Raw genomic sequence first — 24,623 nt, 5'->3', positions numbered from 1 at the left:
TCCTCAGGCCACGCTGCCGACCTGGATGATTTCGATCACCATCAGGATGGCGAGCACCCCGACGAGCGCGGCGCTGCCGGCGAAGAACATCTTCGTCCGCTTGGCTTCGATGCTGCGCTGGTCCGGCGTCAGGCTGACCGAAATCGCGCCCAGCACCGGCAGGCCGAGCGCGCGCTCCAGCCCGGCGGTGGTGGCAAAGGTCGACTTGAGCTGGGTGAGCGCAAAGGCCGTGCCGACACCCGCACCCAGCCCGGCCAGCAGCACGCCGAACAGCAGCAGCGGGCGGTTGGGCGCGGCCGGCTTCAGCGGCAGCGCCGGCGCATCGATAATGTCGAAACGGAACGAGCTGCGCTCGGTCTCGAGATTGGAGCGAAGCTGGAGTTCCTCGCGGTCCTGCAACAGCTCGTCATACTTCTTCTTGAGCACTTCATAGTCGCGCCCGATCCGCTGCGCTTCGGCGGCGAGCGTGGGCGAGCTTGCCTGGTCGGCAAGCCCCATCGAGACTTCCGCCTGTATCGCAGCCTTGCGGGCGAGCAGTGCCTGCAGGTTTGCCTGCCGTTCGGCCCGGATCGAAACCAGCGAGCTATAGGCCGGATTGGGAATGCCGCCCGCACTGCCGCCCGGTTCGCGCGCCGCCTGCTGGCGCAGCAATTCCATCTGCTTGAGCGCCGACTGCATATCGGGGTGACTGTTGGTCAGGCCGCGGGCGCGCAGCTGGGCGACCTGGCTCTGCGCCTGCGAGTAAGCTGCCGCTGCCGAGGATGGATTGGCCGAGGCACCACCTGGCAGCGAAGCCGGGGTGCCCGCGATCTGGCCGTTGATGGCCGCGAGCGCGCTCTGCGCCGCCGCAATATCGGCCTCGACCCCGCGCAATTCGGCGCGGGTGGCCTGCAAGCGGGTCGAAATGGCATCGGTGCCGCCGGCCAGTTCCGGGTGTTCCGCCTCGAAGGCTGTCAGCTTGGCTTCGGCGGCTTCGAGGTCCTTGGCGCGGTCCTGCAATTGCTGGTCGAGCACGGCGACGGCATCGGCGACTTCGCCGCGATTGCCGGCGATGTTTTCCTCCCGGAAGATGTCGAGCAGCTTCTGCACGACTTCCTGCGACAGGCGGGCGTTCTCCGCATCGGAGAAATGGCCCTTGCCGATCTTGGCGTTGATTTCGAAGAGGTTGTCCTCCTCGCTCTTGACCGAGACCGCCTCGGATAGACTCGTGATCTCGCGTTCCATCTGCTGGGGGGTGGTGACCCCCTCGCCCAGCTTGGTCGAACGGATGACTTTCTCCAGCGTCGCCGCGCTGGCGAGCGTCTGGCGCACGCGCTGGATGTCGGATTTGTCGCTGCCGGCAATACCGGTCTGCTTGGTCAGGATATCGTCCAGCTGGACGAAGATCTTGGCCTTGGATTCGTAGCTGTTGGGGATCATCGCCACCACCAGCCACCCGGCAAGGCACATGCCCCACGCCACGCCCAGCACGAGCCACTTGCGGGCCCATGCCGAATAGAGCGCTGCGCGGACTTCCTCGAAGACTTCGTTCATGCGTCTGTGCCCGCCCTTAGAATTGGCTCTCGGGAATGATGATCACGTCGCCCGGAGCGAGCAGGACGTTCGCCTTGCTGTCGCCCTTTTTCAGCAGGTCGCTGAGGCGGAGCGAATACTCGACCTGGCGCCCGCTGCGCGGATCGCGGCGGATCAGCTTGGCCCGGTTGCCGGCGGCGAATTCGCTGAGGCCGCCGACCGCGATCATCGCGTCGAGCACGGTCATGTTGGCGCGGTAGTTGATCGAGGCCGGCTGTGCAGTCGCCCCGATGACGCGGACCTGCTGGCTGAAGGTGCCGGCAAACTTGGTCACGATGACCGAGACGATCGGCTGCTCGATATACTGGCTGAGGTGCAGGCGGATATCCTCCTGCAACATCGCCGGGGTCTTGCCTACGGCGGGCATGTCGGTGACCAGCGGGATGGAGATGCGCCCATCGGGGCGAACCTGGATCTTGTCGGCGCTCAGTTCGGGATTGCGCCAGACGTTGATCGACAGTTCGTCGAGCGGGCCGATGACATATTCCTGGCTCGGGCCTTCCTGTAGCGCGACGAAGTTGGCAGGCGGCAGTTCCTGTCCGCCGCCGCCACCGACGCAGCCGCTGAGCGCGAGCGCCGCCATGGCACTGCTTGCCATGAGCCTGGAAAACCGGTTGATCGACATCGAAACGCGTCCTTGGCCAAGTGCATGAACCCTGCCATCCGACGAGCTACGGACAGACGGGTCGCTGCGATTTGGCTGCGTTTCTCGCCAAAAAAGGTGAATATCCTGTTAGCCTTGGCCGCCTTGTGCCGGGCGTTCCCGAAACGGGACAGGGCAGCCGTAAAGGTTAAGCGGCCGTTAGCTTAAACCAGCACTTCCAGCGCCGGTCCCTGGCCGAGGAATTGTGCAGGCGATGCGCTCGCCCCGTAGGCCCCGGCGCAGAAAATGGCCACGAGATCGCCCACTTCTGCATGCGGAAGAAAACCCTTGTCCGAAAGCTTGTCGAGCGGGGTGCAAAGGCATCCGACGACGTTCTGGACCTCGTCGGCGGGCGTATCGAATCGGGTTGCTATGGCTGCCGGATAGTTGCGACGGACCACCGTGCCGAAGTTGCCCGAAGCAGCCAGCTGGTGGTGCAGACCGCCATCGGTGACCAGGAATACCTCGTCATGGCTGACCTTGCGATCGACGATCCGGCACAGGTAAACGCCAGCGAGGCCGACGAGATAGCGGCCAAGCTCGATGCACAGATGCGCATCCTTGAGCGAGGCCGGAAGGTCGCCAAACCGTTCCTCCAGCGCTGCGCCGATGGCAGCGATATCGAGCGGTTCGTCGCCGTGGAAATAGGGAATGCCGAAGCCGCCGCCCATGTTGAGCTTGGGCAGTGGCTGCCCGATCTCGCTGGCGATCTGGTCCGCCAGGTCGAGCACATTGGCCTGCGTCTCGACGATCGCATCGGCCGACAGAGCCTGGCTGCCGGTGTAAATATGCAGGCCGCGCCAGTCGGCCCCGGCTGCGATGATCCGGCGGCCCAGCGCCGGGACCCGTTCGGCATCGACGCCGAAGGGTTTGGCCCCGCCGCCCATCTTCATGCCCGAACCCTTCATGTCGAAGCTCGGATTGACGCGGATCGCGAGGTGCGGAGTGACGCCCAGCCGCTCGCCGATTGCCAAAGCACGCTCCGCCTCGCCTTCGGATTCGAGGTTCAGCGTGACACCCGCTGAAATGGCGGATCCCAGTTCCCAGTCGCGCTTCCCGGGTCCGGCAAAGCTGACCCGCGAGGCATCGATCCCGGCGGCCATGATCTTCTCGAGCTCGCCGCCCGATGCGATGTCATAGCCATCGACCAGGTCGGCCATGAAGCGCAGCACATCAGGATGCGAATTGGCCTTGATCGCATAGTTGATATGGAGCCGCGCCGGCATGGCCGCGCGCAGCCGCGCCATGGTCGCGGCGATGATCTCGCGCGAATAGACGAACAGGGGAGTGCCGCCGGCCTGTTGAACCAATTGTGCGGCGGTTTTTCCTCCGATGGCGAGCTGCCCGCCTATGGTATCGAAGCCTGCGGGGATGGGTCCAAGAGGCTTGCCAGGGGCCTTGTCGCTCATGCCCCGATCTCGCGTGCGATAGCGGTACGGTCAAGTTTGCCGTTCGGATTGAGCGGCAGAACCGTTCGCCAATGGATCACATGCGGTTGCATGAAATTCGGAAGTTCCTTCGCCAAAGCCTTGGGAAGATTGTCTTTCGGATCGACTGCGCCAGCCAGGGCCCGCACCACCAGGTGCACCGCATGGCCGAGCCGCTCGTCCTTGACCCCGAGCGCGACTGCTTCCGCGACCAGCCCCGTGGCGCGGGCCGCATCCTCGATTTCCTGCGGACTGATGCGGTTGCCGGCGCTCTTGATCATCGCATCGCGACGGCCGACAAAGTACAGCAAACCATTGATATCGCGCTTTACCCGGTCACCGGACCACACTGCCATGCCGCCATATTCGGACACCTCGGGTGCGGGTTTGAAGCGTTCGCCAGTCCGCACCGGATCCCGCCAATAGCCTTGCGCCACCAGTGGGCCGCAGTGGACCAGTTCGCCTTCCTCGCCGACTTCGGCGACCTCACCCTGATCGTCGATGACAAGGATTTCCGCGAAGGGAATGGCCTTGCCCATCGAGGTCGGGTGGCTGTCGACCAGTGACGGGTCGAGATAGGTCGAACGGAACGCCTCGGTCAGTCCATACATCGGAAAAAGCTTTGCTTGCGCGAAGATAGAACGCAACTCTCGCACCAGTTCTTCGGTCAGCGCGCCGCCGGAATTGGTCAGCCGCCGCATCGGTGAGACCGCTTCGGCAGGCCATTCGATCTCGGTCAACTGGACCCACAGCGGCGGAACCGCAGCCAATGTGGTGATCCCGTGGGTGGCACAGGCCTTCACCACATCTTTCGGAAACAGGTAATCGAGCGGGACCACGCTGCCGCCCGCATACCAGGTCGAAAATAGCTGGTTCTGGCCATAGTCGAAGCTGAGCGGCAGCACCGCCAGCGTCACGTCGTCGGCCTCCAACCCAAGGTAATTGCTCACGGAAACCGCGCCGAGCCACATGTTGGCGTGGCTCAGCATCACCCCCTTGGGCCGTCCCGTCGAGCCGCTGGTGTAGAGAATCGCTGCGAGATTATCGGGATTCTGCCGCGAGGGGCCAAGCGCCCCGTCCTGGGCAGTGACCGCCTGCCATACCGTCGCTTCGTCCAGCATCGCGCAGTCCGCGGGAACATCGCCGTCTTCCAGCGTCTTGAGCCGCGCCGCCGTTCCCAGCAACATCACCGATCCGCTGTCGGCCAGAATATGCGCCACCTGGGCCCGCTTGAGCAGCGGGTTGACCGGCACATGGACCAGCCCGGCCCGGGCGCAGGCGAGCGGCAGCAGGCAGGTCAGCGCGCCCTTGGCCGACCAGCTGGCGATTCGCGCACCTTCGTCAGGAGCCTGAGCCTTCAGCCATGAAGCCAGTTCAGCGACACGGGTTCTTAAGTCCTCGTAGCTAAGAGTCTCCCCGCGCAGGACCAGCGCCGGGGCATCGCCCTTGCCGCATTCGGCAAGGTGATCGAGCGGCCTGGGCGTCGGGTCGGGCGTGTGAGACATCAGTGTTCCGAGGGATTTTCGTGACTGCGATTGCTGCCAGCTATCACGACAGGGTTAACGTCTTGCAAGGGACGAATGCGCTGGCCGCATCGCCTTTCGACCGGCCCGAGTGGTTCGCGCTGCTCGCCGAGCAGTCGCCGCCGCTGGTCGCGCTGGCGAGCGACGGGCAGCACAGCGCCGCGCTTGCGCTGACCCGCGCCAATGGCCGGATCGAGCCGCTGCGGCACTGGTACAGCTTCACCTGGCGCCAGCTCGCGCCCGAGGGTCCGGACGGTGACCGCCTGCTCGCCGCGATCGCCCGCGACCTGCGCCGCCAGTCGCACCGGGTGACGCTCTCGCCCGTGCCGGACGAGGATGGCTCGGCCACGAGGCTCGAGACCGCGTTCCGTGAGGCAGGATGGTTGGTCCATCGCGAGCAATGCGACTTCAACCATGTGCTTCCGGTCAACGGTCGCAGCTTCGCCGAGTATTGGAACAGCCGCGACGGGCGCATGCGCACGACGCTGAAGCGCAAAGCCAAGAAGGTCGAAGTCGAGCTTCTGACCCGTTTCGATCCGCCAGCCTGGGCGGCCTATGAGGAAATCTACAGCCACAGCTGGAAACCGGCCGAGGACACGCCGGACATCCTGCGCCGCTTTGCGGAGGCGGAAGGCGAAGCGGGCCGCATCCGCCTCGCCATCGCACGGCACGCTGGGCAACCCGTTGCCGCACAATTCTGGACCGTGGAGAACGGCACGGCCTATATCCATAAACTCGCGCATCTGGAGGAAATGAAGCACCTATCGGCTGGTACCACGTTGAGCGCCGCATTGTTCGAGCATGTGATCGACATCGACAAGGTCGAGCTGGTCGACTTCGGCACCGGCAACGATCGCTACAAGGCCGACTGGATGGAGCAGGTGCGCCCGCGCTTCCTGATCGACTGCCTCGACCCGGTCCAGCCCAAGGCGCTTCCTGCCCTCAGCAAGCGGATCCTTACCCGGCTTGCGCGCAAAGCCTCGCAAAGCTAGGGGCTGGCCCACTTTCAGGGGCAGTCGGGAAACACCATGGCATCCGATCGGGTCAACAATGATGCAGACAGCGCGCTCGGCATGAGCCGGGCCAAGATCGACGCGGCGCTGCGATCGGTGCTCTGCGACGTGCTGGGCCTCGATCCCGAAGATGTCGAGGAATTCGACAACGACACCGGCCTGTTCGGCCATCTGCCCGAACTCGATTCCATGGCGGTCGCCGGTCTGCTGACCGAGCTGGAGGACCGGCTCGAGATCCTGATCGAGGACGACGATGTCGACGGCGAGATGCTGGAGACCTATGGCGGCCTGCTCGCCTTTGCCGAAGCCAAAGTTATCGCGGGCTGAGCATGTTCGCCGAATGGCCCTGCCCGCTGCCGTCAGGCGAGACGCAGGACGAAATGGCGCGCTTGTTCACTGGCAAGGATCGGCGGCACCGCCTGCTGGTCATCCCGCCGCTGTTCGACGAGCATAACAAGCTGCGCCGCCAGCTGGTCGAAGTCATGCACCGGCTCGACCTGTCGGGCATCGATTGCGTGCTGCCCGACTTGCCCGGCTGGAACGAAAGCCTCGCCCCGCTCAACGAACAGACCCTCGACAGCTGGCGCGCCGCGATCAAGGCGGCGGTCGCGTATTTCAAGCCGACCCGTTACCTCGCCGTGCGCGCGGGCACGCTGTTGGTGCCGATCGGCCTGCCGGGATGGGATTATGCAGCGGTCAGCGGCAAGCAGGTGCTGCGGGGCATGGTGCGGGCGCACATTATCGCATCGAAGGAGGCGGGCCGCGAGGAAACCAGCGACGAGCTGATGGCGATGGCGCGCAATGTCGGGATCGAGCTGGCCGGATGGAAGCTCGGACCCGATCTCGTCACGCAGCTGGAAGTCGCCGAGCCCGGCGAGAGCCCGATCCGCAGCAAGATCGACCAGGGCACGGTTGGCGGCAAGCCGCTGTGGCTGCGCGCGGAGCCGGACGAGGATCCCGAACAGGCCGACGCCATCGCGGCGATCATCGCGATTTCGATCGACAGCGCGGGAGGCGTCGTGTGAACCGCCTGCATCTCAGCTTCGCGTGCCGCAATGACACGCTGGCGGGCACGCTCGACACTGCGCCGTCGACCACAGGTCTGCTGATCGTCAGCGGCGGCAACGAATTGCGCTCGGGCGCGTTTGCCGGGCAGGCAGCGCTGGCTGCGAAGATAGCCCGCGCCGGTTTCCCGGTGTTCCGCTATGACCGGCGTGGCATCGGCGACAGCACCGGCGAAAACCGCGGATTCGAACACAGCGAACGCGACATTCGTTCTGCGGTCGAGGCCTTCAAGGCCATGGCTCCTTCGGTCGCCCGGGTAATCGCCTTCGGCAATTGCGATGCGGCAAGCGCGCTGATGCTGGCGGGCGGTGCGGGATGTGACGGACTGGTGCTGTCCAACCCGTGGACCATCGAGCATGACGGCGACGACACCCCGCCCCCGGCCGCCGTCCGCGCGCGCTATGTGCAGAAGCTGAAGGATCCCAAGGAGGTCAAGCGGTTGCTGACGGGCGGGGTCAATATCTTCAAATTATTCAGAGGCTTGAAGCAGGCTTCCAAGACGGAAGACCCTGCCCCCAGCGGCCTTGCCGAACGCATGGCGGCCGGGATCGAAGGCTTCGAAGGGCCGGTGAAATTCGTCCTCGCGCAGTCCGACCGCACCGCGCAGGTGTTCGACAGCGTCTGGCCAGCCGACGACGGGCGCGTCCAGCGCTGCGAAGGCGCAAGCCATGCCTGGGTCGAACCCGAAGCGGGGGCTTGGCTGGAGAGGCAGATCCTCGAGGTCCTGCGCGCCTGATCAGCGGGTGAAAAGGCTCGCCAGTTCGACATGGGTCGACCAGCGGAACTGCCCCACCGGGCGCACTCCCTTCAGCATGAACCCGGCGTCCACCAGTCGCTTGGCATCCTTGGCCCAGCTGGCCGGGTTGCAACTGACATAGACGACACGCGCCACACTGCTCTGGGCAATCTGTTCGACTTGCTCACGCGCGCCCGCCCGCGGCGGATCGAGCAGGATCGCTCCGAACTTGCTCACCTCCTCTGCCAGCAGCGGATTGCGGAACAGGTCGCGGTGCTGGGCGAACACCGGCTTGCCTGACCGGCGCGCAGCCTGTTGGCAGGCGAGATGGGCATCGCGCGCGGCCTCTGCGGCGAGGACCTTCTCCGGCCCGGCCAAAGCCAGCGCAAAGGTGCCGAGGCCGGAGAACAGGTCGGCAATCGGGGTGATACCGGCGAGCCATTCCCTCGCTGCCGCCACCAGAGCCGCTTCGCCGTCCTCGGTCGCTTGCAGGAACGCGCCAACAGGGAAGCTTACTGCCACCCCGCCCAGCATAATCGTCGCGGGTTCCGGCTCCCACACGGTCTCGGGGCCATAGCCGTCATCGACCGTCAGTCGGGCCAGCGCGTTGTCGCGGGCGAAGTCAAGCAATGCCTCGGTCTGCGCCAGCCCCTCGGCCCGGAGGCCCTTGATGCCGCAGACGACACCCTGGTCGACCAGCGCCAGCTCGATATCGGCGGCGAACTTGCCGCTCCATTGCGCCAGCATTGTGCGCAAAGTGGCGACCAGCGCGAACAATTCGGGCCGCAGCACCGGGCACTCGGCAAGGTCGACGACCTGGTGCGAGCGCGCCTCGCGATAGCCGAGCAGGACGGAACCGCCCCGCCGCTGGGCATGGAGCGTTGCGCGCCGACGCGCGTGCGGAGGAGAGAGGTGCGCCGGAGCCACCATGTCGGCGACGATTCCCTGCCCTTCGGCGGCGTGGACCACGCGTTCGGTGATGAACTGCGCCAGCGCCGCCTCATCAGCGTGCTGGAGTTGGCACCCGCCGCAAGTGGAGAAGTGGCGGCAGGGCGGCGTGACGTGGTGCGGACCCGGGATCAACTGGCCATCTGCAGCAATCCGGTCGCCCGGAACAGCGCCGGGCACATGCTGTCCAGCGGCAGTGACGCCGTCGCCCTTCGCAGCAATACGGATGATTTCGTTGGGTTCGCTCACCCCTGCCCCTTAACCGTTCGGGCTGAGCTTGTCGAAACCCTGCTCTCCATTCTGTGCGCGCCATCGGCTGTGCAGGGCTGCCCTTGGACAAGCCCAGGGCGAACGGAGCTTGGTTAGAGGAAATGTTCAAGGGCTTCTGTCACTGCTTGCGCCAGAGCCGAAGCAGAGAAAGCCACGCCTGCAGCCCGGGCCGCCTCGTGGTGCAGCCATACCCCTTCGCTCGCGGCGGTCGCCGGGTCCGCCCCGCCAGCCAGCCGCGCTGCGATAATGCCCGCCAGCACATCACCGCTGCCCGCGACCGACAGCCAGCTCGATCCTTGCGGAAAATAATGCACGCCGCCGGCGTGGGCGAGCAGCGTGTCCGGGCCCTTGGCGAGCACCGTAAGCCCGGTGCTCTGGTTAAGTGCGACGGAACGGTCGCCCTTGCTTCCCGCCTGGATGCCGAAGCTGTTGCAGAGCTTGGCCAGTTCACCCTCATGCGGCGTTACAACGATCCGCGAGGTGTCCGCACCTTCGAGCAAGTCGTCATCGAGCAAGTGCAAGGCATCGGCATCGATGACCAGCCGCTTGCCGGAACCGAGAACCGCAGCCAGCCGCAAGCGGGCCGCTTCGTCCCGACCCAGCCCCGGGCCGATCAGCACAGCGCCCAGCCGGTCGTCCGCCAGGAGCCGCACCAGATCCCCTGTCTCGAGCACAAGATCGGGCGGCGGCGCAGCGGTCGGCCCATCGGCCAGCAGCTTCACATAACCTGCCCCCGCGCCCATCGCGGCATGCGCGGCGAGCACACTCGCCCCTGGCATGGCGCCCGGAACTATACCGACGAGACCGCGCCGGTACTTGTGGGCATTCCAGGCGGGGCGAGCCAGCTTTGGCTTGCCGGAAACGCGCTCGGCGGTCCCGGTGTCTCCAATACCGATATCGATCAGCTTCAGCGTTCCGCATTTCACCGCTGCTTCGCCGCTCCAGTGCGCGCGCTTCCACGCGCCGAGCGCCAGCGTGCAATCCCACGCCGCCATGCCGTCGGGCCACGCGCCGGTATCGGCACCGACCCCGCTCGGCACATCGATCGCCACGCTATGCGTGTGTTCCATCCGAAGCCTGCGCAGCAAGGCGCGATGCTCGGCCGAGAGGGGCCGCGAAAGACCGCTGCCGAACAGGCAATCGACCAGCACTTCGCCGTCGGCCTTGTCCGCTTCGGCAATGGTCTTGCCGCGGAAGGCCTCGGCAGCCTTGCGTGCCGCGTCGGTTTTCGGCGGAACCGGTGCGACAACCCGCACCGCGCCGCCGCGCCGCGCGATTTCCGCAGCGATGACATAACCGTCGCCACCATTGTTGCCGGGGCCGCAGAGCACGGTGACAGGCCGCCCACCGCCGATGCGCCAGACCCACTCCGCCGCACCTTTCCCGGCGCGCAGCATAAGCTCGTCGACCGAAGTCCCGGCATCGACCAGCGCCTGCTCCGCCGCCTGCATCTGCGCGACGGTGAGGACCTGCCGCAGGCACTCGCTACTCGGCATTGGCCTGTTTCGGGGGTTTGATCGGGAAACGGTAGCGTTCATCGCCCACGGTCACTTCGAGCAGCTCCCCGGCCAGCTCGTTGACCGCGCCATCGGCCCCGTCATGCGGCACCATCCCGCTGCCATCCGCTGCAACGTTGAACATGCGGAAGCCGCCGCCCGGGTGGTTGACGCGGTAGATCGTCTCGCCCTCGCGCTCGAACTTCTGGAGCGTGCAGCTCTCGCTGAAGTTCGATCCCGGCCCGATGGCGCAGGCGAGCATTTGCTCGCTCTGCGGTGGTGGCGGTGGCGGTGTTGCCTGTTCCTCCGAACATGCCGTGGCGAGCAGTGCCGACAGGGTGAGGACAAGCCACCTTCTCATTCTAGCTCCGCTTCAGCTGTGCAATATCGCGGATCGCACCGCGTGCTGCGCTGGTCGTCATCATGGCATAGGCCTGCAATGCCTGGCTGACCTTTCGCGGACGCGCCTTGGCGGGGTGCCAGCCCTTGGCCTCCTGCACGGCCCGGCGCTGCGCCAGCACATCGTCGGAGACGGCAAGGTGGATGGTCCGGTTGGGAATCGAGATCTCGATCACATCGCCGTCCTCGACCAGCCCGATTGTTCCGCCCTCCGCCGCTTCGGGCGAGACATGGCCGATGGAAAGGCCCGAGGTACCACCGGAAAAGCGCCCGTCGGTCAGCAGCGCACAGGCCGCGCCCAGTCCCTTCGATTTGAGGTAGCTCGTCGGGTAGAGCATTTCCTGCATCCCCGGCCCGCCCTTCGGCCCCTCGTAACGGATCACCACCACGTCGCCCTCGGTCACTTGCCCGGTCAGAATCGCAGTGACGGCATCGTCCTGGCTCTCATAGACCCTGGCCGGGCCGCTGAAGGTGAGGATGCTTTCGTCCACCCCGGCGGTTTTCACGATGCAGCCGTCCTCGGCGATATTGCCATAGAGCACCGCCAGCCCGCCATCCTTGCTGAAGGCATGCTCGGCGCTGCGAATGACGCCGTTCTCGCGATCGAGATCGAGGCTCTCCCACCGGGCCGACTGGCTGAAGGCAACCTGTGTTGGCACGCCTCCGGGGGCAGCGGCGAAAAATTCGTGGACCTTGTTGTTCTGCGTGCGGCTGATGTCCCAATCGTCCAGCGCATCGCCCATCGTCGGGCTGTGCACCGTCGGCAGAGCGGTGTGGAGCAGTCCGGCACGCTCGAGCTGGCCGAGGATCGCCATGATCCCGCCGGCGCGGTGGACGTCCTCCATGTGGACGTCGCTCTTGGCCGGGGCGACCTTGGAGAGGCACGGCACCTTGCGGCTCAGCCGGTCGATATCCTGCATGGTGAAATCGACCCCCGCCTCGTGCGCGGCGGCGAGCAGGTGGAGCACGGTGTTGGTCGAACCGCCCATGGCGATATCGAGGCTCATGGCGTTCTCGAACGCCTCGAAGCTGGCGATTCTGCGCGGCAGGACGCTCTCGTCGTCCTCCTCGTAGTAGCGCTTGGCCAGCGTCACCACCAGGCGCCCGGCCCGCTTGAACAGCGCCTCGCGGTCGGCATGGGTCGCCAATGTCGAGCCATTGCCGGGAAGCGATAGTCCCAATGCCTCGGTCAGGCAGTTCATCGAATTGGCGGTGAACATGCCGCTGCACGATCCGCAGGTGGGGCAAGCGGCTTGTTCGATCGCGAGAACGTCCTCGTCGGAATAGCTGTCGTCCGCAGCGGCGACCATGGCATCGACCAGGTCGAGCGCGACGGTCTTGCCCTTGACCACCACCTTTCCCGCTTCCATCGGTCCGCCGCTGACGAACACCACGGGGATATTGAGGCGCAGTGCCGCCATCAGCATCCCCGGCGTGATCTTGTCGCAATTGGAAATGCACACCAGCGCATCGGCGCAGTGGGCATTGGTCATGTATTCGACACTGTCGGCAATCAGGTCGCGGCTGGGGAGCGAATAGAGCATCCCGTCATGCCCCATGGCGATCCCGTCATCGACCGCGATGGTGTTGAATTCCTTGGCCACGCCGCCGGCGGCCTCGACCTCGCGGGCGACCAGCTGGCCCAGGTCCTTCAGGTGGACATGTCCGGGGACAAACTGGGTAAAACTGTTGGCAATGGCGATAATCGGCTTGCCGAAATCCTCGTCCTTCATCCCCGTCGCGCGCCACAGGCCGCGCGCGCCGGCCATGTTGCGGCCATGGGTGGTGGTGCGGGAACGATAGGCGGGCATGGGTCACTCCGGTTGCGCGATGGCGGAACCTACCCCTTGGGCGCGCGAGCGCGAAGGAGAAATTCTTGGCCGCGCCGTTAGCCGCCCTTGAGCGCCAGCGCCGTCCGCTGCGCTACATCGGCCACCAATTTGGCCCAGCGGGCCTGCTCGGCCTCGGTCCCGATCAGGTCCTGGCGGATCTCGATGGTGAGGTAGGGCCGCCCATGCGCCTCCGCATGGCGATTCATCGTGGCGTTGAGCGCCTTGCCCGAATAGGGCTGGTTGTCGCCGACCGTGAGGCCCTCGTCGCCGAACAGCCGGATGGCGTGGCGTGCGGCGCGATCGTCCTCGTTATAGAGCAGCGCGACCTGCCACGGACGCATCTCGTCGCTAGTCGCAAGGCTGGGCGTGAAGCTGTGCAGTGCCACGATCAACTCGGGCCGCGCGGCGTCGAGCCATTCCGCCAGCGCCGCATGATACGGCCGGTGGAACCGCTCCAGCCGCTCTTCGAGATCCGCGCCGATGTTCCCCGGGATCAGGTGCCCGTCGCTTGAAGTGGGCATGATGCCAGCGTGATCCTCGTCGCGGTGCAGGTCGCAGACGAGACGGCTGATGGTGGCGATATGCGCGGGGATGCCGTGACGGCGGGCGAGCCTGTCGGCGATGCCCTCGGTCCCGATATCGATGGCGATGTGATTGCCCAGCAACGCGGGATCGATGCCCAGCTCGATATCGTCGGGCACGAAATTGGAGGCATGATCGGCAACGCACACGATCCGGCCGGGGATGGGATCACCCACCTGGCGGAACGGTTTCTCGTCGATCATCGCAGCTTCCCTTGCATCTGCCACCAGCCGGGCTGCGCGGTAGAAATCCGCTCGGCCGCCGCGCGCATGGCATTGTCGTTTTCAAAGAGTGCAAAACACGTCGCCCCCGAGCCAGACATACGGGCGAGTAGCGGGTTTGCTTCCAACAGGGCCGCCAGCACATCGGCGATCACCGGACATTGTGCGATGGCAGGGGCTTCGAGGTCGTTGCGCCCGCCCAATGCGATGTCGCGCACGCTGCCCGAAGGCATCGGCCCGCGATCCAACCCGTCCCATGCCTTGAACACCGGCGCAGTGCTGAGTGGCACACGCGGATTGACGAGCAGCACCGCCATTCCCGCGAGGTCATTGTCGATGGGCTCCAGCTCGGTCCCCGTCCCGCGCCCGATGCAGGCCCGGCTGTCGACGCAGGCGGGCACGTCGGCCCCCAGCTTCGCCGCGCGTTCACGCCAGTCACCGGGCAGGCCATGCGCCCGCTCGACCATCCGGAAGATAGCCCCCGCATCGGCCGATCCCCCGCCAAGCCCAGCGGCAACGGGAAGGTTTTTTTCGAGTGTGATTGCGAGCCCGTCAGGTCGAGGTAGTGCGCCGAGTGCGCGCATCACGATATTGTCGAACGGATCGGTAAGCGCCCCGCCGAATTCGCCCACGGTTTCCTGCGTGTCGTGCCCAGCCGCTTGCGCCGTCAGCTGATCGCCTTGGTCGACAAAAGCAAAAAGGGTCTCGAGCTCGTGATACCCATCCTCCCGCCGCCGCCGCACATGCAGCGCCAGGTTGATCTTGGCATAGGCGGTTTCGCGCATCATTCCTTCCCGATCCGGGGAGGGGGACCATCCGCAGGATGGTGGAGGGGCGAGCCACCCATCGGTGCTCTCCTGCAATCACAAATCTCGACCAACCTCGTCACAACCGTCTCGATATCCCTGACAATCTCGCGGGCAGGGATCCGCGTCGTCGCAATCCCCCGCTCGCGCAACCAGGCGGACCGGCGCTGGTCACGCGATACGGCCTTCGCTCCATCATGCGCCATCCCATCGACCTCGACTGACAACCGAGCCGCAGCGCAATAGAAATCGAGCACAAACTGTCCGGCAGGATGTTGGCGCCGAAACTCGTAGCCGCCCGGTCGCTTGCGCAGTTCGATCCACAACTTGCCTTCCGGCAAAGTCATTTTGCTGCGGAGCTTGCGGGCGAGTTTCACGGTTTCTCTCGAACCTGTGATCATGGCTCGCCCCTCCACCACTTCGTGGTCCCCCTCCCCGTTTCGGGGAGGAAACCTCACATATTCGGATAGTTCGGCCCGCCGCCGCCTTCCGGCGTCACCCAGTTGATGTTCTGGTTGGGGTCCTTGATGTCGCAGGTCTTGCAGTGGACGCAGTTCTGGCTGTTGATCTGGTAGCGGGTCTCACCCGTATCCTCGTCGGTCAGCCATTCGTAGACGCCGGCGGGGCAATAGCGGGCCGAGGGGCCGCCGTAGACGCCCAGCTCGCTCGCCTTCTGCAGTTCCATGTCCTTCACCTGAAGATGGACCGGCTGGTCCTCGGCATGGTTGGTGTAGCTGTAAGCGACGTTGGTAAGGCGGTCGAAGGTGATCTCGCCGTCGGGCTTGGGATAGTCGATCTTGCGGAACAGGTCGGCGCGGCCGGTGTAGCTGTAGTCCGGCTTGTGCTTCATCGCGATCGGCAGGCCGATCTTCAGCGTGCGCATCCACATGTCGATGCCGGCCAGCACGGTGCCGATATCGCCGCCGAACTTGGCGACCGCCGGCTGGGCATTCTGGACCAGCTTCAGTTCCTTGGCGATCCAGCTGTCGCGCAGGTTCGCCTCGTAATCGGCCAGCTCGTCATTGGCGCGTTCGGCCGCGATGGCGGCGGCGGCAGCTTCGGCGGCGAGCATGCCGCTCTTCATCGCCGTGTGGCTGCCCTTGATGCGGGGCACATTGACGAAGCCTGCCGCGCAGCCGATCAGCGCGCCGCCGGGGAAGGCGAGCTTGGGCACCGATTGCCAACCGCCTTCGTTGATTGCGCGCGCGCCATAGGCGACACGCTTGCCGCCTTCGAGATATTCGCGGATCGCCGGGTGCTGCTTCCAGCGCTGGAACTCCTGGTAGGGCGAGACCCACGGGTTCTGGTAATCGAGCGCGGTGACGAAGCCGAGCGCCACCTGGCCATTGGCCTGGTGGTAGAGGAAGCCCCCGCCCCAGCTATCGCTTTCCGACAGCGGCCAGCCCTGGGTGTGGATCACCCGGCCCGGCTCGTGCTTGGCCGGATCGATGTCCCACAGTTCCTTGATGCCGAGGCCGTAAACCTGCGGCTGGCAATTCGCTTCGAGGTCGTAGCGGGCCTTCATCTGCTTGGTCAGATGGCCACGCGCCCCCTCGGCGAAGAATGTGTACTTGGCGTGGATTTCCATGCCCGGTTGGTAGTCGCCCTTGTGGCTGCCGTCGGCGGCGATGCCCATATCCTGCGTGATGACGCCCTTCACCGCGCCGTCATCGCCCACGATTACTTCGGAAGCGGGGAAGCCGGGGAACACCATCACGCCCAGTGCCTCGGTCTGTTCGGCCAGCCAGCGGCACAGATTGCCGAGCGAGCCGGTGTAGCAACCGTCGTTCGACATGAACGGCGGCATCATGATGTGCGGCATGGAGAACTTGCCGGTCTTGCTCAGCGCCCAGTGCCAGTTATCGGTGACGGGCGTCTGCGCCAGCGGGCAGCTCTCGCGCCATTCGGGCAGCAGCTCGTCCAGTGCCTTGGGATCGACCACGGCGCCCGAGAGGATATGCGCGCCGATCTCGGAGCCTTTTTCCAGCACCACGACTTCGAGGCTGTCGTTGATCTGCTTCAGGCGGATCGCCGCGGCGAGGCCGGCCGGGCCCCCGCCGACAATCACGACATCGCACGGCATGGATTCACGTTCGCTCATGGTCTTTGTCCTGGCCCCTATTTGATCGGGTGAATTTGCGGAGGAAGCCTTGATTGCTGGGGCTCCACAGGTCAAGACCCGCGCAAGGCCATGACCGCACAAGCTCCTCTCGTTTCCGCTGCCGAAATCGCCGCCGCGCTCGACTGGTGGCGGCTGGCCGGGGTCGAGGTCGATGCGCTGGACGAGGCGAGCGGATGGCTCGATATCGAGCCCGATGCACCCGCCAGCGAGGCACCCGCTGCCGCTACGGCAAAGCCCTCGCCCCCACCCCACCAGTTGCCGGCCGCATCGCCTCCGCGCATGCCCGGGATCGAGCTGGAGGGACTGGCCAAGGTGCCCGGCGATCACGCCACCTGGCCTGCCGATCTCGCCGCTTTCCGGCAATGGTGGCTGGAGGAGGAAAAATTTTCGCCAGCCGGTGCCTTCCCCCGTGTTCCACCACGCGGTGCGGCGGGCGCAAAGCTGATGCTGGTGGTCGGCCAGCCCGAAGAAAGCGACAGCGTCACCTTGCTCTCCGGCCCGCTGGGGAAGGTGCTGTCCGGCTTCCTGCGCGCCGCCGGGATTGCCGAGGACCGGATCTATCTCGCCTCGGCCCTGCCCCGCCACACCTTGCGCCCCGATTGGGCCGAGGTCGGCACGGCCGGCTATGGTCAATTGTTGGCGCACCATATCGGTTTGGTCGCGCCAGAGCGGGTGATCGTGTTCGGAGCCGGCATTCTGGCGCTTTTCCCGCACGAACCGGCGCAGGGCTCTGCAACTTTACGAAGATTTAACCATGACGGTCGACACATTCCACTGCTGCCGGCGCGCGACCTTGCCAACCTGGCGCGGCGCGCGGGGTTCAGGGCCCGGTTCTGGCAGCAGTGGCTCGAATTTTCGGATGGGTGAGACACACATGGTACGCAAGTTTGCCTCGCTCGCAGCAGTTGCCGCGCTGTTTGCCACCGGCATGCCCGCCACACCTGCCCACGCCAATTCCACCGCCGCCGAGTATTTCCGCGCCCGCGCCGAACGCAACAACATTCCCGACCTGCTGACGGCGGCCGAGAAAGCCTATTACCGCGACCTTTTCGGCGCGATCGGCGATGAGAAGTGGGACGTCGTTCAAAAGATGCTGGCGGAGCAAGCGGACGGCCCGCTGCACCAGGTGGCGCTGGCCGAGTATTACCTCGCCTCTAGCAGTCCCAAGGTCGAATTGCCGCAGATCCAGGCCTGGCTGGCCAAGGGCTCGCGCCTGCCGATGGCCGAACAGATCGCCAATCTCGGCCTCAAGCGCGGGCTGATGTCGGCGCCCTATATGCCGCCTGAGCAGAGCTTCGTGCGCCAGCCCTACATTACCAAGCGGATTGCGCCATCCACGGTGCAGGACGGCACCATGCCGAGCTCGATCCGCAGCGCGATCCTCGACAAGATCAAGAACGACGATCCGGATGGGGCGCGCCTGCTGCTCGACGGGATCGACGCGTCGCTCAGCGGCGAGGCCCGCGCCGAATGGCGCAAGCGGGTGGCCTGGAGCTACTACATCGAGAACCAGGATGCCGCTGCACTGGCCATGGCCAGGACTGTCAGTGATGGCGGTGCCGGTGCCTGGGTGGCCGAAGGAGAATGGGTCGCAGGGCTCGCCGCCTGGCGTCTGGGGGATTGCCGTGAAGCGGCCGACAGTTTCCGCCGCGCGGCCTCGCTGGCGATGAACCCGGAGTTGGGGGCCGCATCCTATTACTGGGCCAGCCGTGCGCTGATCCGTTGCCGCGAGCCGGAGAAGGCCGCAGAGCAATTGCGCGGCGCGGCAATGATGGACGAAACGCTCTACGGCATGCTGGCGCGCGAGCAGCTCGGCCAGAAGGTGCCCGAAGCTGGCGGTACGCCGGACCTCTCGCCCGACGACTGGCAGCGCCTGCGCAGCAATGACAACGTCCGCGCTGCCGTGGCGCTGGCCGAGATCGGGCATGACGACCTCTCCGACGAGATCCTGCGCTATGAAGCGCGGATCGGCGATCCTTCGAACTTCGATGCCCTGTCTCGCCTTGCGCGAGAGCTCGGCCTGCCGTCGACCCAGCTATGGATGGCGCACAATGTGCCGCGCGGCGGGCGGCAGGAACCGGCGCTGCGCTTCCCGGCACCCAAGTGGAAGCCGATCGACGGCTGGCAGGTCGACCCGGCGCTTGCCTATGCCCACACGCTGCAGGAATCGGTGTTCCAGACCAAGGTGGTCAGCCCCGCCGGCGCGCGCGGGCTGATGCAGATCATGCCGGCTGCGGCCAAGGACCATGCCGCCAAACTGGGCGTGCGCGGCACGGCGAGCGATTTGTCGAAGCCCGAAGTCAACCTCGCCTTCGGCCAGGCGCATCTCAAGATGCTGCGCGACAGCAACCAGACACAGGGCCTGCTGCCCAAGATCATGGCCGCCTATAACGCGGGCCTCAGCCCGATCGGGCGCTGGAATACCGAGGTCAACGACCAGGGTGACGCGCTGCTCTACATGGAAAGCATCCCCTATTGGGAAACGCGCGGCTATGTCGCCATCGTGATGCGCAACTACTGGATGTACGAGCGGCAGGCCGATGCCGACAGCTCCAGCCGCAAGGCGCTGGCCGAAGGCAAATGGCCGACCTTTCCGGGACTTGAAGGCAGCGCCGGCGTGCTGCTGGCGCGGGCCCAATAATGGGGATCGACGAGACCCGCCCGTTCAAGCAGGTCCGCATAGCGCTGCTGACAATTTCCGACACCCGCACGCTGGCGGATGACAGCTCGGGCGATATCCTGGCCGAGCGGATCACCGGTAAGGGCCACGAGCTCGTCAGCCGAGAGATCAGCCATGACAGCGTCGAGGAAATCGCCGCCCATCTGCACCGCTGGATCGAGGATGAAGAGATCGACGTCGTCATTACCACCGGCGGCACCGGCCTGACCGGCCGCGACGTGACGCCCGAGGCGCTTGACCGTGTCAAAAGCAAGGACATCCCCGGTTTCGGCGAACTGTTCCGGATGATCAGCTTCGACAAGATCGGTACCAGCACACTGCAATCGCGCGCCTGCGCGGTTGTGGCCCGGGGCACCTATATCTTCGCTCTGCCCGGCTCGAACGGCGCGGTGAAGGACGGCTGGGACGAGATCCTGCACTACCAGCTCGACAGTCGGCATCGACCCTGCAACTTCGTCGAACTGATGCCGCGCTTGCGGGAACGCTGACACCTTTCATTAGTTCTCTTTTTGTTCTACCATGTGCAGGTGGAGCAGACTCGCGAGAAACCTGTCGCCGGGCGCGGCGCGCAATCGGACAATGTGTCGACCCGTTTCGGCCTGGCCACGCGCGAGGTGGATGGTGACTGGCGCGATCACATGGAACTGCTGGACGGCTCGCCGCCCAAGCTGCGGACGGAAGTGACCGAGGAACACCCCAAGTCGATCCTCAGCTTCAACCGGTCCCCCGACATTTTCTTCGATCGTTCGGTCAACGCCTATCGCGGTTGCGAGCACGGCTGTGTCTATTGCTTCGCCCGCCCAACCCATGCGTACCACGACCTCTCGCCCGGTCTCGATTTCGAGACCAAGCTGTTCGCCAAACCCAACGCGGCGGAATTGCTCCGCAAGACGCTAGCCAAGCCAAACTACACGCCCAGGCCCATCGCGATGGGGACCAACACCGATCCCTACCAGCCAATCGAGGGCCGCTATCGCATCACCCGCGAAGTGCTCGAAGTGTGCCTCGACGCCCGCCATCCGGTCACGATCACGACCAAATCCGACCGGATTCTGGCCGATCTCGACCTGCTGGCGGAAATGGCCAGGCTTCGACTGGTGGCGGTGGCGATCTCGGTCACCTCGCTCGACCCGGTGCTCTCGGGAAAGCTCGAACCCCGCGCCGCTGCTCCGGCCAAGCGACTGGCGGCGCTCGGGAAACTCGTAGAAGCCAGGGTACCGGTCCATTGCTCTGTCGCGCCGATCATCCCGGCCATCACCGATCAGTTCATGGAGGAAATCGTCCAGCGCGCCGCTGCCTTGGGCGTGCAGTCCGTCGGCTGGATCCCGCTGCGCCTGCCGCACGAAGTCGCTCCGCTGTTCCGCGAATGGCTACAGGTTCACTACCCGGACCGGGCCGGCAAGGTCATGAGCATCGTCCGCTCGATCCGCGGCGGCAAGGATAACGATCCGGACTTCTTCACCCGCCTCAAACCGACTGGCGTGTGGGCCGACCTGTTCCGGGCCCGCTTTGCCCTCGCCTGCAAGCGCGCCGGCATCGGCAAGGCCAAGTTCGAACTGGATGCAACGCGGTTCAGGAAGCCGGAGACTGGAGGGCAGTTAAGGCTGTTCTAGGCAATCGCATTCTTGCGAGCCGTAGCGGGTTGCGCCGGGCGGGTTCATGATGTTAGCTTTGTCATCAGTAGCATACAAGGGGGACACGATGCGCCATCTGATACTTTCGGCTCTGCTCGCCATTGGTACGACAACTGCAGCCATCACGCCGACTTCGGCCAATGCGCAAAGCTATTCGGCGTCGAAACTGATCTACAATTTCGATCTCGACACCTTGCGGGCGGTGGTTTCCGACATGGGCGGCTCGGTGAGAACCAAGGACAATGGCGACTACGAAATCCAGTTCGCCAATGGCACGGTTTCAGGTGTCGAGTTCACGGTGTGCGGATCGGGCAAATGCTATGGGACGCACCTCAGGGCGACCTTCGGGAAGCCGAGCGACAAGAGCGTTGCCGAAACCGAGCGCCTGGTGGCAGAGTTCAACAAGGATATTCGCACCGTCAAGAGCTACAGCACGGGCGAGGGCCGCTCGACAGTCAGCATGTACATTATCGCCGATGGTGGGCTGACGATGGAGAACTACCGCATGCAGCTGGCGGTGTTGGAAGACGCGCTGCAAATCATGCGCGAGAAAATCTATACCAACGGCTGAAGTCGTCAGGAGGGCTAACCAAACCCCTCCCCTGCCTCGCCGGGCTTGAACCGCACCAGGCGGCTATCGACCAGCGCAGCGGTGCGATTGACCACGGCGAGCTGGTAATCCGGGTCCTTGATCATCTCGAAGAAGGCCGCGCTGTTGGGATATTGCGCGACGAAAGCGTCATCCCAGCGCATGTCCTCCGGCCCGGTGACCATGGTCTGGAACACGCCCCGCCATACGATACTGCCACCGACCCGGCGGAAGATCGGCCCGCTGGTCTTGCCGTACTCTTCGTAAGCGCGACGCCCGCTCCAGCCGCTGCCGTGGTGCTCGTGCCCGTCGGGATATTCCGCCAGGTCGCGGTAACGCAGCAGGTTGAGCATATGGATCGGCTCATCTCGCGGCAGGGCCTTGAAGGCCGCGAAATTCGCCGGACTCGGATCGATGAAAACGTCGCTCAACGCAGTGCTCCTTCGCGTGCTATCGGGCCGGCGATACCGGGCCGTGTGTGGCCCAGACCTCGTGCTTGCCATTGCGCATGATGAGGATGGTCTGGAACCGCTCCTTGCTGTTCCCTGCTTCCATTCCCGGCGAACCGAGCGGCATGCCCGGAACACTGAGTCCCACGGCATCGGGCCGTTCAGCCAGCAGGCGACGGATATCCTCTGCCGGTACATGCCCCTCGATCACATAACCCTCGACCATGGTTGTATGGCACGAGCGCAGGTTGGCCGGGACGCCTGCCGCAGTTGCGACGGGGCCGGTATCCTCGACTTCGCGCACCTTCGTCGTGAAGCCCGCCTGCTGCATCCGTTCGATCCAGGCGGTGCAGCAGCCACACCAGGGGGTCTTGGCCACTTCCAGCACGCTGGCGGAAACGGCCTGGGCGCACGCAATCAGGGCAATCGGAGCGAAGAAGCTAGCGAGGCGAGGAGATATGTTCATGTCAGTTTGTCCGGATTGAAGTCGTCATATTGTTCGCCTTCAATGAGGCTGCGCTGCATATAGACCGTATCGAGCCTGCGCCCAAATTTGAAGCCGACATTACGCATCCGGCCCGCAAGGACAAAACCGAGCTTGCCATGCAGCGCAACCGAGGCGGGTTCACCACCACCGATCACAGCAATCATCTGCTCGAAACCGGCCGACCGTGCATCATCGATGAGCCGCATAAGCAGCTGCGATCCTACGCCGGTGGCTCGCGCCATGTCGGCGACATAGATGCTGTTCTCGCAGGTCCGGGCATAGGCCGCACGCGGGCGGAATTGGGTGGCATAAGCATATCCCTGCACATCACCGTCGCGCTCGGCGACAAGGAAGGGCCAGCCCTGCCCTCTGATATCGGCGATCTTGGCTACCCATTCGCCCTCGCTCGGGCCTTCGCTATCGAAGGAGGCTGTACCGTGGGCGACGTGGTAGTCGTAGATCGCGCAAACGGCCCGCGCATCATCGGGACGCGCGGGCCGGATGTGCAGCTCAGCCAAGCGTGTAGTCCGCAAAGCGGTCGCGCAGATCCTTCTTGCTGATCTTGCCGGTGGCGGTGTGCGGGATGTCGTCGACGAACTCGACTGCATCGGGCAGCCACCACTTGGCGACAAGCGGGGTCAGGTGTTCGATGATGTCGTCGGCGCAGCAGTCCATGCCCTGCTTCCTCACCACGAACAGGACCGGACGCTCGTCCCATTTGGGATGCGGCATGCCGATGCAGGCGGCCTCGGCCACGGCCGGATGGCCCACCGCTGCATTCTCCAGCTCGACCGAACTGATCCATTCGCCGCCAGACTTGATGACGTCCTTGGTCCGGTCGGTCAGTTGCAGCGTCCCGTCCGGGTGGATCATGCCGACATCGCCGGTGTCGAACCAGCCTTCGTTGTTGGTCGCGTCCCGCTCGGCCTTGAAATAGCGTTTCACCACCCACGGCCCGCGGATCTGCAAGGCGCCCGAAGTCTCCCCATCGCGCGGCAGCTCGGTCAGCATGTCGTCGAGGCTGACGATGCGCAGCTCGACCCCGAAGATCGGGCGGCCCTGCTTCATCGTCTTGGTGACTTTCTCTTCGAAGCTGAGGCTGTCCCAATCGGCGGTCGGTCCGCCGACGGTGCCGATGGGCGAAGTCTCGGTCATGCCCCAGGCGTGCTGGACGCGGGTGCCGTTCTTCATCAGACGCTCGATCATGAAGCGGGGCGCGGCCGATCCGCCGATGGTCGCGGCCTTGAGCGGTGGCAGATCGATGCCCTGTGCGTCGCAATACTGGAAATGCGCCAGCCACACGGTCGGCACCCCGGCGCTGTCGGTCACGCCTTCCTTCATCATCAGCTCATGCAGCACCGCAGGGTCGTTGACCGCGCTGAAGACGAACTTGATGCCCGCCATGCCGCCCGAATAGGGCAGGCCCCAGCTCGCGGCGTGGAACATCGGCACCACCGGCAGCATGACGCTGGACGGGGCGAAGTTGAAAGCGGTGGTCTGCAAGCCCGCCATGGCATGAAGCAGTGTCGAGCGGTGTTCGTACTGCACGCCCTTGGGATTGCCGGTGGTGCCGCTGGTATAGCAGATCATGCACGGGTCGCGCTCGTCGCCCCTGACCCATTCGAAGTCGCCATCCTGCGCTCCGATCCAGTCCTCGAAATGCGGCGCATGTTCCCCGGAATCGAAGCAGATGTAATGCTCCACCGTGGTCCAGCGGCTCTTCATCCGGTCGACAATGGGCTGGAACGCCGCGTCGTAGATCATCACCTTGTCCTCGGCGTGATTGACGATGTACTCGAGCTGGTCGTCGAACAGGCGCGGGTTGACGGTGTGCAGCACCCCGCCCATCCCGGCGACGCCGTACCAGCTGACCAGGTGGCGCGAATGGTTCATCGCCATGCTGGCAACCTTGTCGCCTTTCTTGAGGCCCAGCGCCTGCAGCGCCTGCGCCATCTTCAGCGCGTCACCGCGAATACCGGCCCAGTTGGTGCGGGTCTCGCTCCCGTCGGCCCAGCGGGTAACGATCTCGCGGGTTCCCGCCTCGCGCGCCGCGTGATCGATCACATTGGTGACGCGCATGGTCCAGTCTTGCATGGCCCCGAGCATGCTCTCTCCTCTCTAAGTGGTGT

Annotated in this window: 25 protein-coding genes; 9 read left to right on the top strand and 16 right to left on the bottom strand. The window is 65.1% G+C overall.

The window, feature by feature from the left end; genetic code table 11:
* Positions 1 to 3 precede the first annotated feature (3 nt).
* The 4 genes from LY632_RS07940 to LY632_RS07925 form a co-directional block, all read right to left on the bottom strand.
* Positions 4 to 1,533 (bottom strand): XrtA system polysaccharide chain length determinant, encoded by a 1,530-nt coding sequence (locus LY632_RS07940; protein WP_234090609.1) that lies wholly within the window; start codon positions 1,531 to 1,533, stop codon positions 4 to 6.
* A 16-nt stretch (positions 1,534 to 1,549) separates the two neighbouring features.
* The gene (locus LY632_RS07935; protein WP_370636480.1) at positions 1,550 to 2,170 is read right to left on the bottom strand and encodes an XrtA/PEP-CTERM system exopolysaccharide export protein; all 621 of its coding nucleotides are present in this window, start codon (positions 2,168 to 2,170) and stop codon (positions 1,550 to 1,552) included.
* Positions 2,171 to 2,379: 209 nt separating this feature from the next.
* The gene (locus LY632_RS07930) at positions 2,380 to 3,624 is read right to left on the bottom strand and encodes a pyridoxal-dependent decarboxylase, exosortase A system-associated (protein ID WP_234090607.1); all 1,245 of its coding nucleotides are present in this window, start codon (positions 3,622 to 3,624) and stop codon (positions 2,380 to 2,382) included.
* Positions 3,621 to 5,147 carry an acyl-CoA ligase (AMP-forming), exosortase A system-associated gene (locus LY632_RS07925; protein ID WP_234090606.1) on the bottom strand — a complete coding sequence of 509 codons (1,527 nt, stop codon included), beginning with the start codon at positions 5,145 to 5,147 and terminating at the stop codon, positions 3,621 to 3,623. The genes LY632_RS07930 and LY632_RS07925 overlap by 4 nt, the downstream gene beginning before the upstream one ends.
* Before the next feature lie 20 nt (positions 5,148 to 5,167).
* Between LY632_RS07925 and LY632_RS07920 the strand changes: the two genes are divergently transcribed.
* The 4 genes from LY632_RS07920 (at position 5,168) to LY632_RS07905 (ending at position 7,979) form a co-directional block, all read left to right on the top strand.
* Positions 5,168 to 6,157 carry a GNAT family N-acetyltransferase gene (locus LY632_RS07920; RefSeq protein WP_234090605.1) on the top strand — a complete coding sequence of 330 codons (990 nt, stop codon included), beginning with the start codon at positions 5,168 to 5,170 and terminating at the stop codon, positions 6,155 to 6,157.
* 81 nt (positions 6,158 to 6,238) lie between these two features.
* Entirely contained in the window at positions 6,239 to 6,505 is a 267-nt protein-coding gene (locus LY632_RS07915) for an acyl carrier protein (RefSeq protein ID WP_234093187.1), read from the top strand.
* 2 nt (positions 6,506 to 6,507) lie between these two features.
* Positions 6,508 to 7,203, top strand: coding sequence for a hypothetical protein (locus LY632_RS07910; RefSeq protein WP_234090604.1), 696 nt, complete (start codon positions 6,508 to 6,510; stop codon positions 7,201 to 7,203).
* On the top strand, positions 7,200 to 7,979 hold the full coding sequence (locus tag LY632_RS07905; RefSeq protein WP_234090603.1) for a hydrolase 1, exosortase A system-associated: 780 nt from the start codon (positions 7,200 to 7,202) through the stop codon (positions 7,977 to 7,979). The genes LY632_RS07910 and LY632_RS07905 overlap by 4 nt, the downstream gene beginning before the upstream one ends.
* Here the strand turns inward: LY632_RS07905 and LY632_RS07900 are convergent, their stop codons facing one another.
* The 8 genes from LY632_RS07900 to LY632_RS07865 all read right to left on the bottom strand — a co-directional run bounded on the left by LY632_RS07900 (position 7,980) and on the right by LY632_RS07865 (position 16,634).
* Positions 7,980 to 9,176, bottom strand: coding sequence for a class I SAM-dependent RNA methyltransferase (locus tag LY632_RS07900; protein WP_234090602.1), 1,197 nt, complete (start codon positions 9,174 to 9,176; stop codon positions 7,980 to 7,982).
* A 113-nt stretch (positions 9,177 to 9,289) separates the two neighbouring features.
* Positions 9,290 to 10,693, bottom strand: coding sequence for an NAD(P)H-hydrate epimerase (locus LY632_RS07895; protein WP_234090601.1), 1,404 nt, complete (start codon positions 10,691 to 10,693; stop codon positions 9,290 to 9,292).
* A complete protein-coding gene (locus tag LY632_RS07890) occupies positions 10,683 to 11,054 on the bottom strand; it encodes a hypothetical protein (protein ID WP_234090600.1) in 372 nt (123 codons plus the stop codon). The genes LY632_RS07895 and LY632_RS07890 overlap by 11 nt, the downstream gene beginning before the upstream one ends.
* A gap of 1 nt (position 11,055) precedes the next feature.
* Entirely contained in the window at positions 11,056 to 12,903 is a 1,848-nt protein-coding gene (gene ilvD / locus LY632_RS07885; RefSeq protein ID WP_234090599.1) for a dihydroxy-acid dehydratase, read from the bottom strand.
* A 77-nt stretch (positions 12,904 to 12,980) separates the two neighbouring features.
* A complete protein-coding gene (locus LY632_RS07880) occupies positions 12,981 to 13,709 on the bottom strand; it encodes an N-formylglutamate amidohydrolase (protein ID WP_234090598.1) in 729 nt (242 codons plus the stop codon).
* Positions 13,706 to 14,512, bottom strand: coding sequence for a 4-(cytidine 5'-diphospho)-2-C-methyl-D-erythritol kinase (locus tag LY632_RS07875; RefSeq protein ID WP_234093186.1), 807 nt, complete (start codon positions 14,510 to 14,512; stop codon positions 13,706 to 13,708). Before LY632_RS07875 ends, LY632_RS07880 begins: the two co-directional genes overlap by 4 nt.
* Complete coding sequence (locus LY632_RS07870; protein WP_234090597.1) at positions 14,512 to 14,934, bottom strand: endonuclease domain-containing protein; 423 nt, start codon at positions 14,932 to 14,934, stop codon at positions 14,512 to 14,514. Before LY632_RS07870 ends, LY632_RS07875 begins: the two co-directional genes overlap by 1 nt.
* Positions 14,935 to 14,987: 53 nt before the next feature.
* Complete coding sequence (locus LY632_RS07865) at positions 14,988 to 16,634, bottom strand: electron transfer flavoprotein-ubiquinone oxidoreductase (RefSeq protein WP_234090596.1); 1,647 nt, start codon at positions 16,632 to 16,634, stop codon at positions 14,988 to 14,990.
* Positions 16,635 to 16,724: 90 nt separating this feature from the next.
* Here LY632_RS07865 and LY632_RS07860 point away from each other — a divergent pair, with 90 nt between their 5' ends.
* From LY632_RS07860 to LY632_RS07840, 5 genes are all read left to right on the top strand, one after another.
* Complete coding sequence (locus LY632_RS07860) at positions 16,725 to 17,522, top strand: uracil-DNA glycosylase family protein (RefSeq protein ID WP_234090595.1); 798 nt, start codon at positions 16,725 to 16,727, stop codon at positions 17,520 to 17,522.
* 7 nt (positions 17,523 to 17,529) lie between these two features.
* Positions 17,530 to 19,296 carry a lytic transglycosylase domain-containing protein gene (locus LY632_RS07855; RefSeq protein WP_234090594.1) on the top strand — a complete coding sequence of 589 codons (1,767 nt, stop codon included), beginning with the start codon at positions 17,530 to 17,532 and terminating at the stop codon, positions 19,294 to 19,296.
* On the top strand, positions 19,296 to 19,823 hold the full coding sequence (gene moaB, locus LY632_RS07850) for a molybdenum cofactor biosynthesis protein B (RefSeq protein ID WP_234090593.1): 528 nt from the start codon (positions 19,296 to 19,298) through the stop codon (positions 19,821 to 19,823). The genes LY632_RS07855 and moaB overlap by 1 nt, the downstream gene beginning before the upstream one ends.
* A gap of 21 nt (positions 19,824 to 19,844) precedes the next feature.
* Positions 19,845 to 20,948: a PA0069 family radical SAM protein gene (locus tag LY632_RS07845; RefSeq protein ID WP_370636479.1), complete on the top strand. Its 1,104-nt coding sequence runs from the start codon at positions 19,845 to 19,847 to the stop codon at positions 20,946 to 20,948.
* Between the two features lie 88 nt (positions 20,949 to 21,036).
* The gene (locus LY632_RS07840) at positions 21,037 to 21,540 is read left to right on the top strand and encodes a YbjN domain-containing protein (RefSeq protein WP_234090592.1); all 504 of its coding nucleotides are present in this window, start codon (positions 21,037 to 21,039) and stop codon (positions 21,538 to 21,540) included.
* A gap of 14 nt (positions 21,541 to 21,554) precedes the next feature.
* On the opposite strand, the gene LY632_RS07835 is transcribed toward LY632_RS07840, so the two are convergent.
* Genes LY632_RS07835 through LY632_RS07820 form a run of 4 tightly spaced genes read right to left on the bottom strand, consistent with a single transcriptional unit; the run spans position 21,555 to position 24,600 of the window.
* Positions 21,555 to 21,989 (bottom strand): DUF1330 domain-containing protein, encoded by a 435-nt coding sequence (locus LY632_RS07835; protein WP_234090591.1) that lies wholly within the window; start codon positions 21,987 to 21,989, stop codon positions 21,555 to 21,557.
* Positions 21,990 to 22,008: 19 nt separating this feature from the next.
* Positions 22,009 to 22,473, bottom strand: coding sequence for a DUF411 domain-containing protein (locus tag LY632_RS07830; protein WP_234090590.1), 465 nt, complete (start codon positions 22,471 to 22,473; stop codon positions 22,009 to 22,011).
* Positions 22,470 to 23,012, bottom strand: a complete 543-nt coding sequence (locus LY632_RS07825; protein ID WP_234090589.1) for a GNAT family N-acetyltransferase — start codon at positions 23,010 to 23,012, stop codon at positions 22,470 to 22,472. The genes LY632_RS07830 and LY632_RS07825 overlap by 4 nt, the downstream gene beginning before the upstream one ends.
* A complete protein-coding gene (locus LY632_RS07820) occupies positions 23,005 to 24,600 on the bottom strand; it encodes a long-chain fatty acid--CoA ligase (protein WP_234090588.1) in 1,596 nt (531 codons plus the stop codon). The genes LY632_RS07825 and LY632_RS07820 overlap by 8 nt, the downstream gene beginning before the upstream one ends.
* Positions 24,601 to 24,623 lie beyond the last annotated feature (23 nt).

The organism is Erythrobacter sp. SDW2 (assembly GCF_021431965.1).
Taxonomy (GTDB): Bacteria; Pseudomonadota; Alphaproteobacteria; order Sphingomonadales; family Sphingomonadaceae; genus Parerythrobacter.
This window is presented reverse-complemented; position numbering and strand designations above follow the sequence as displayed.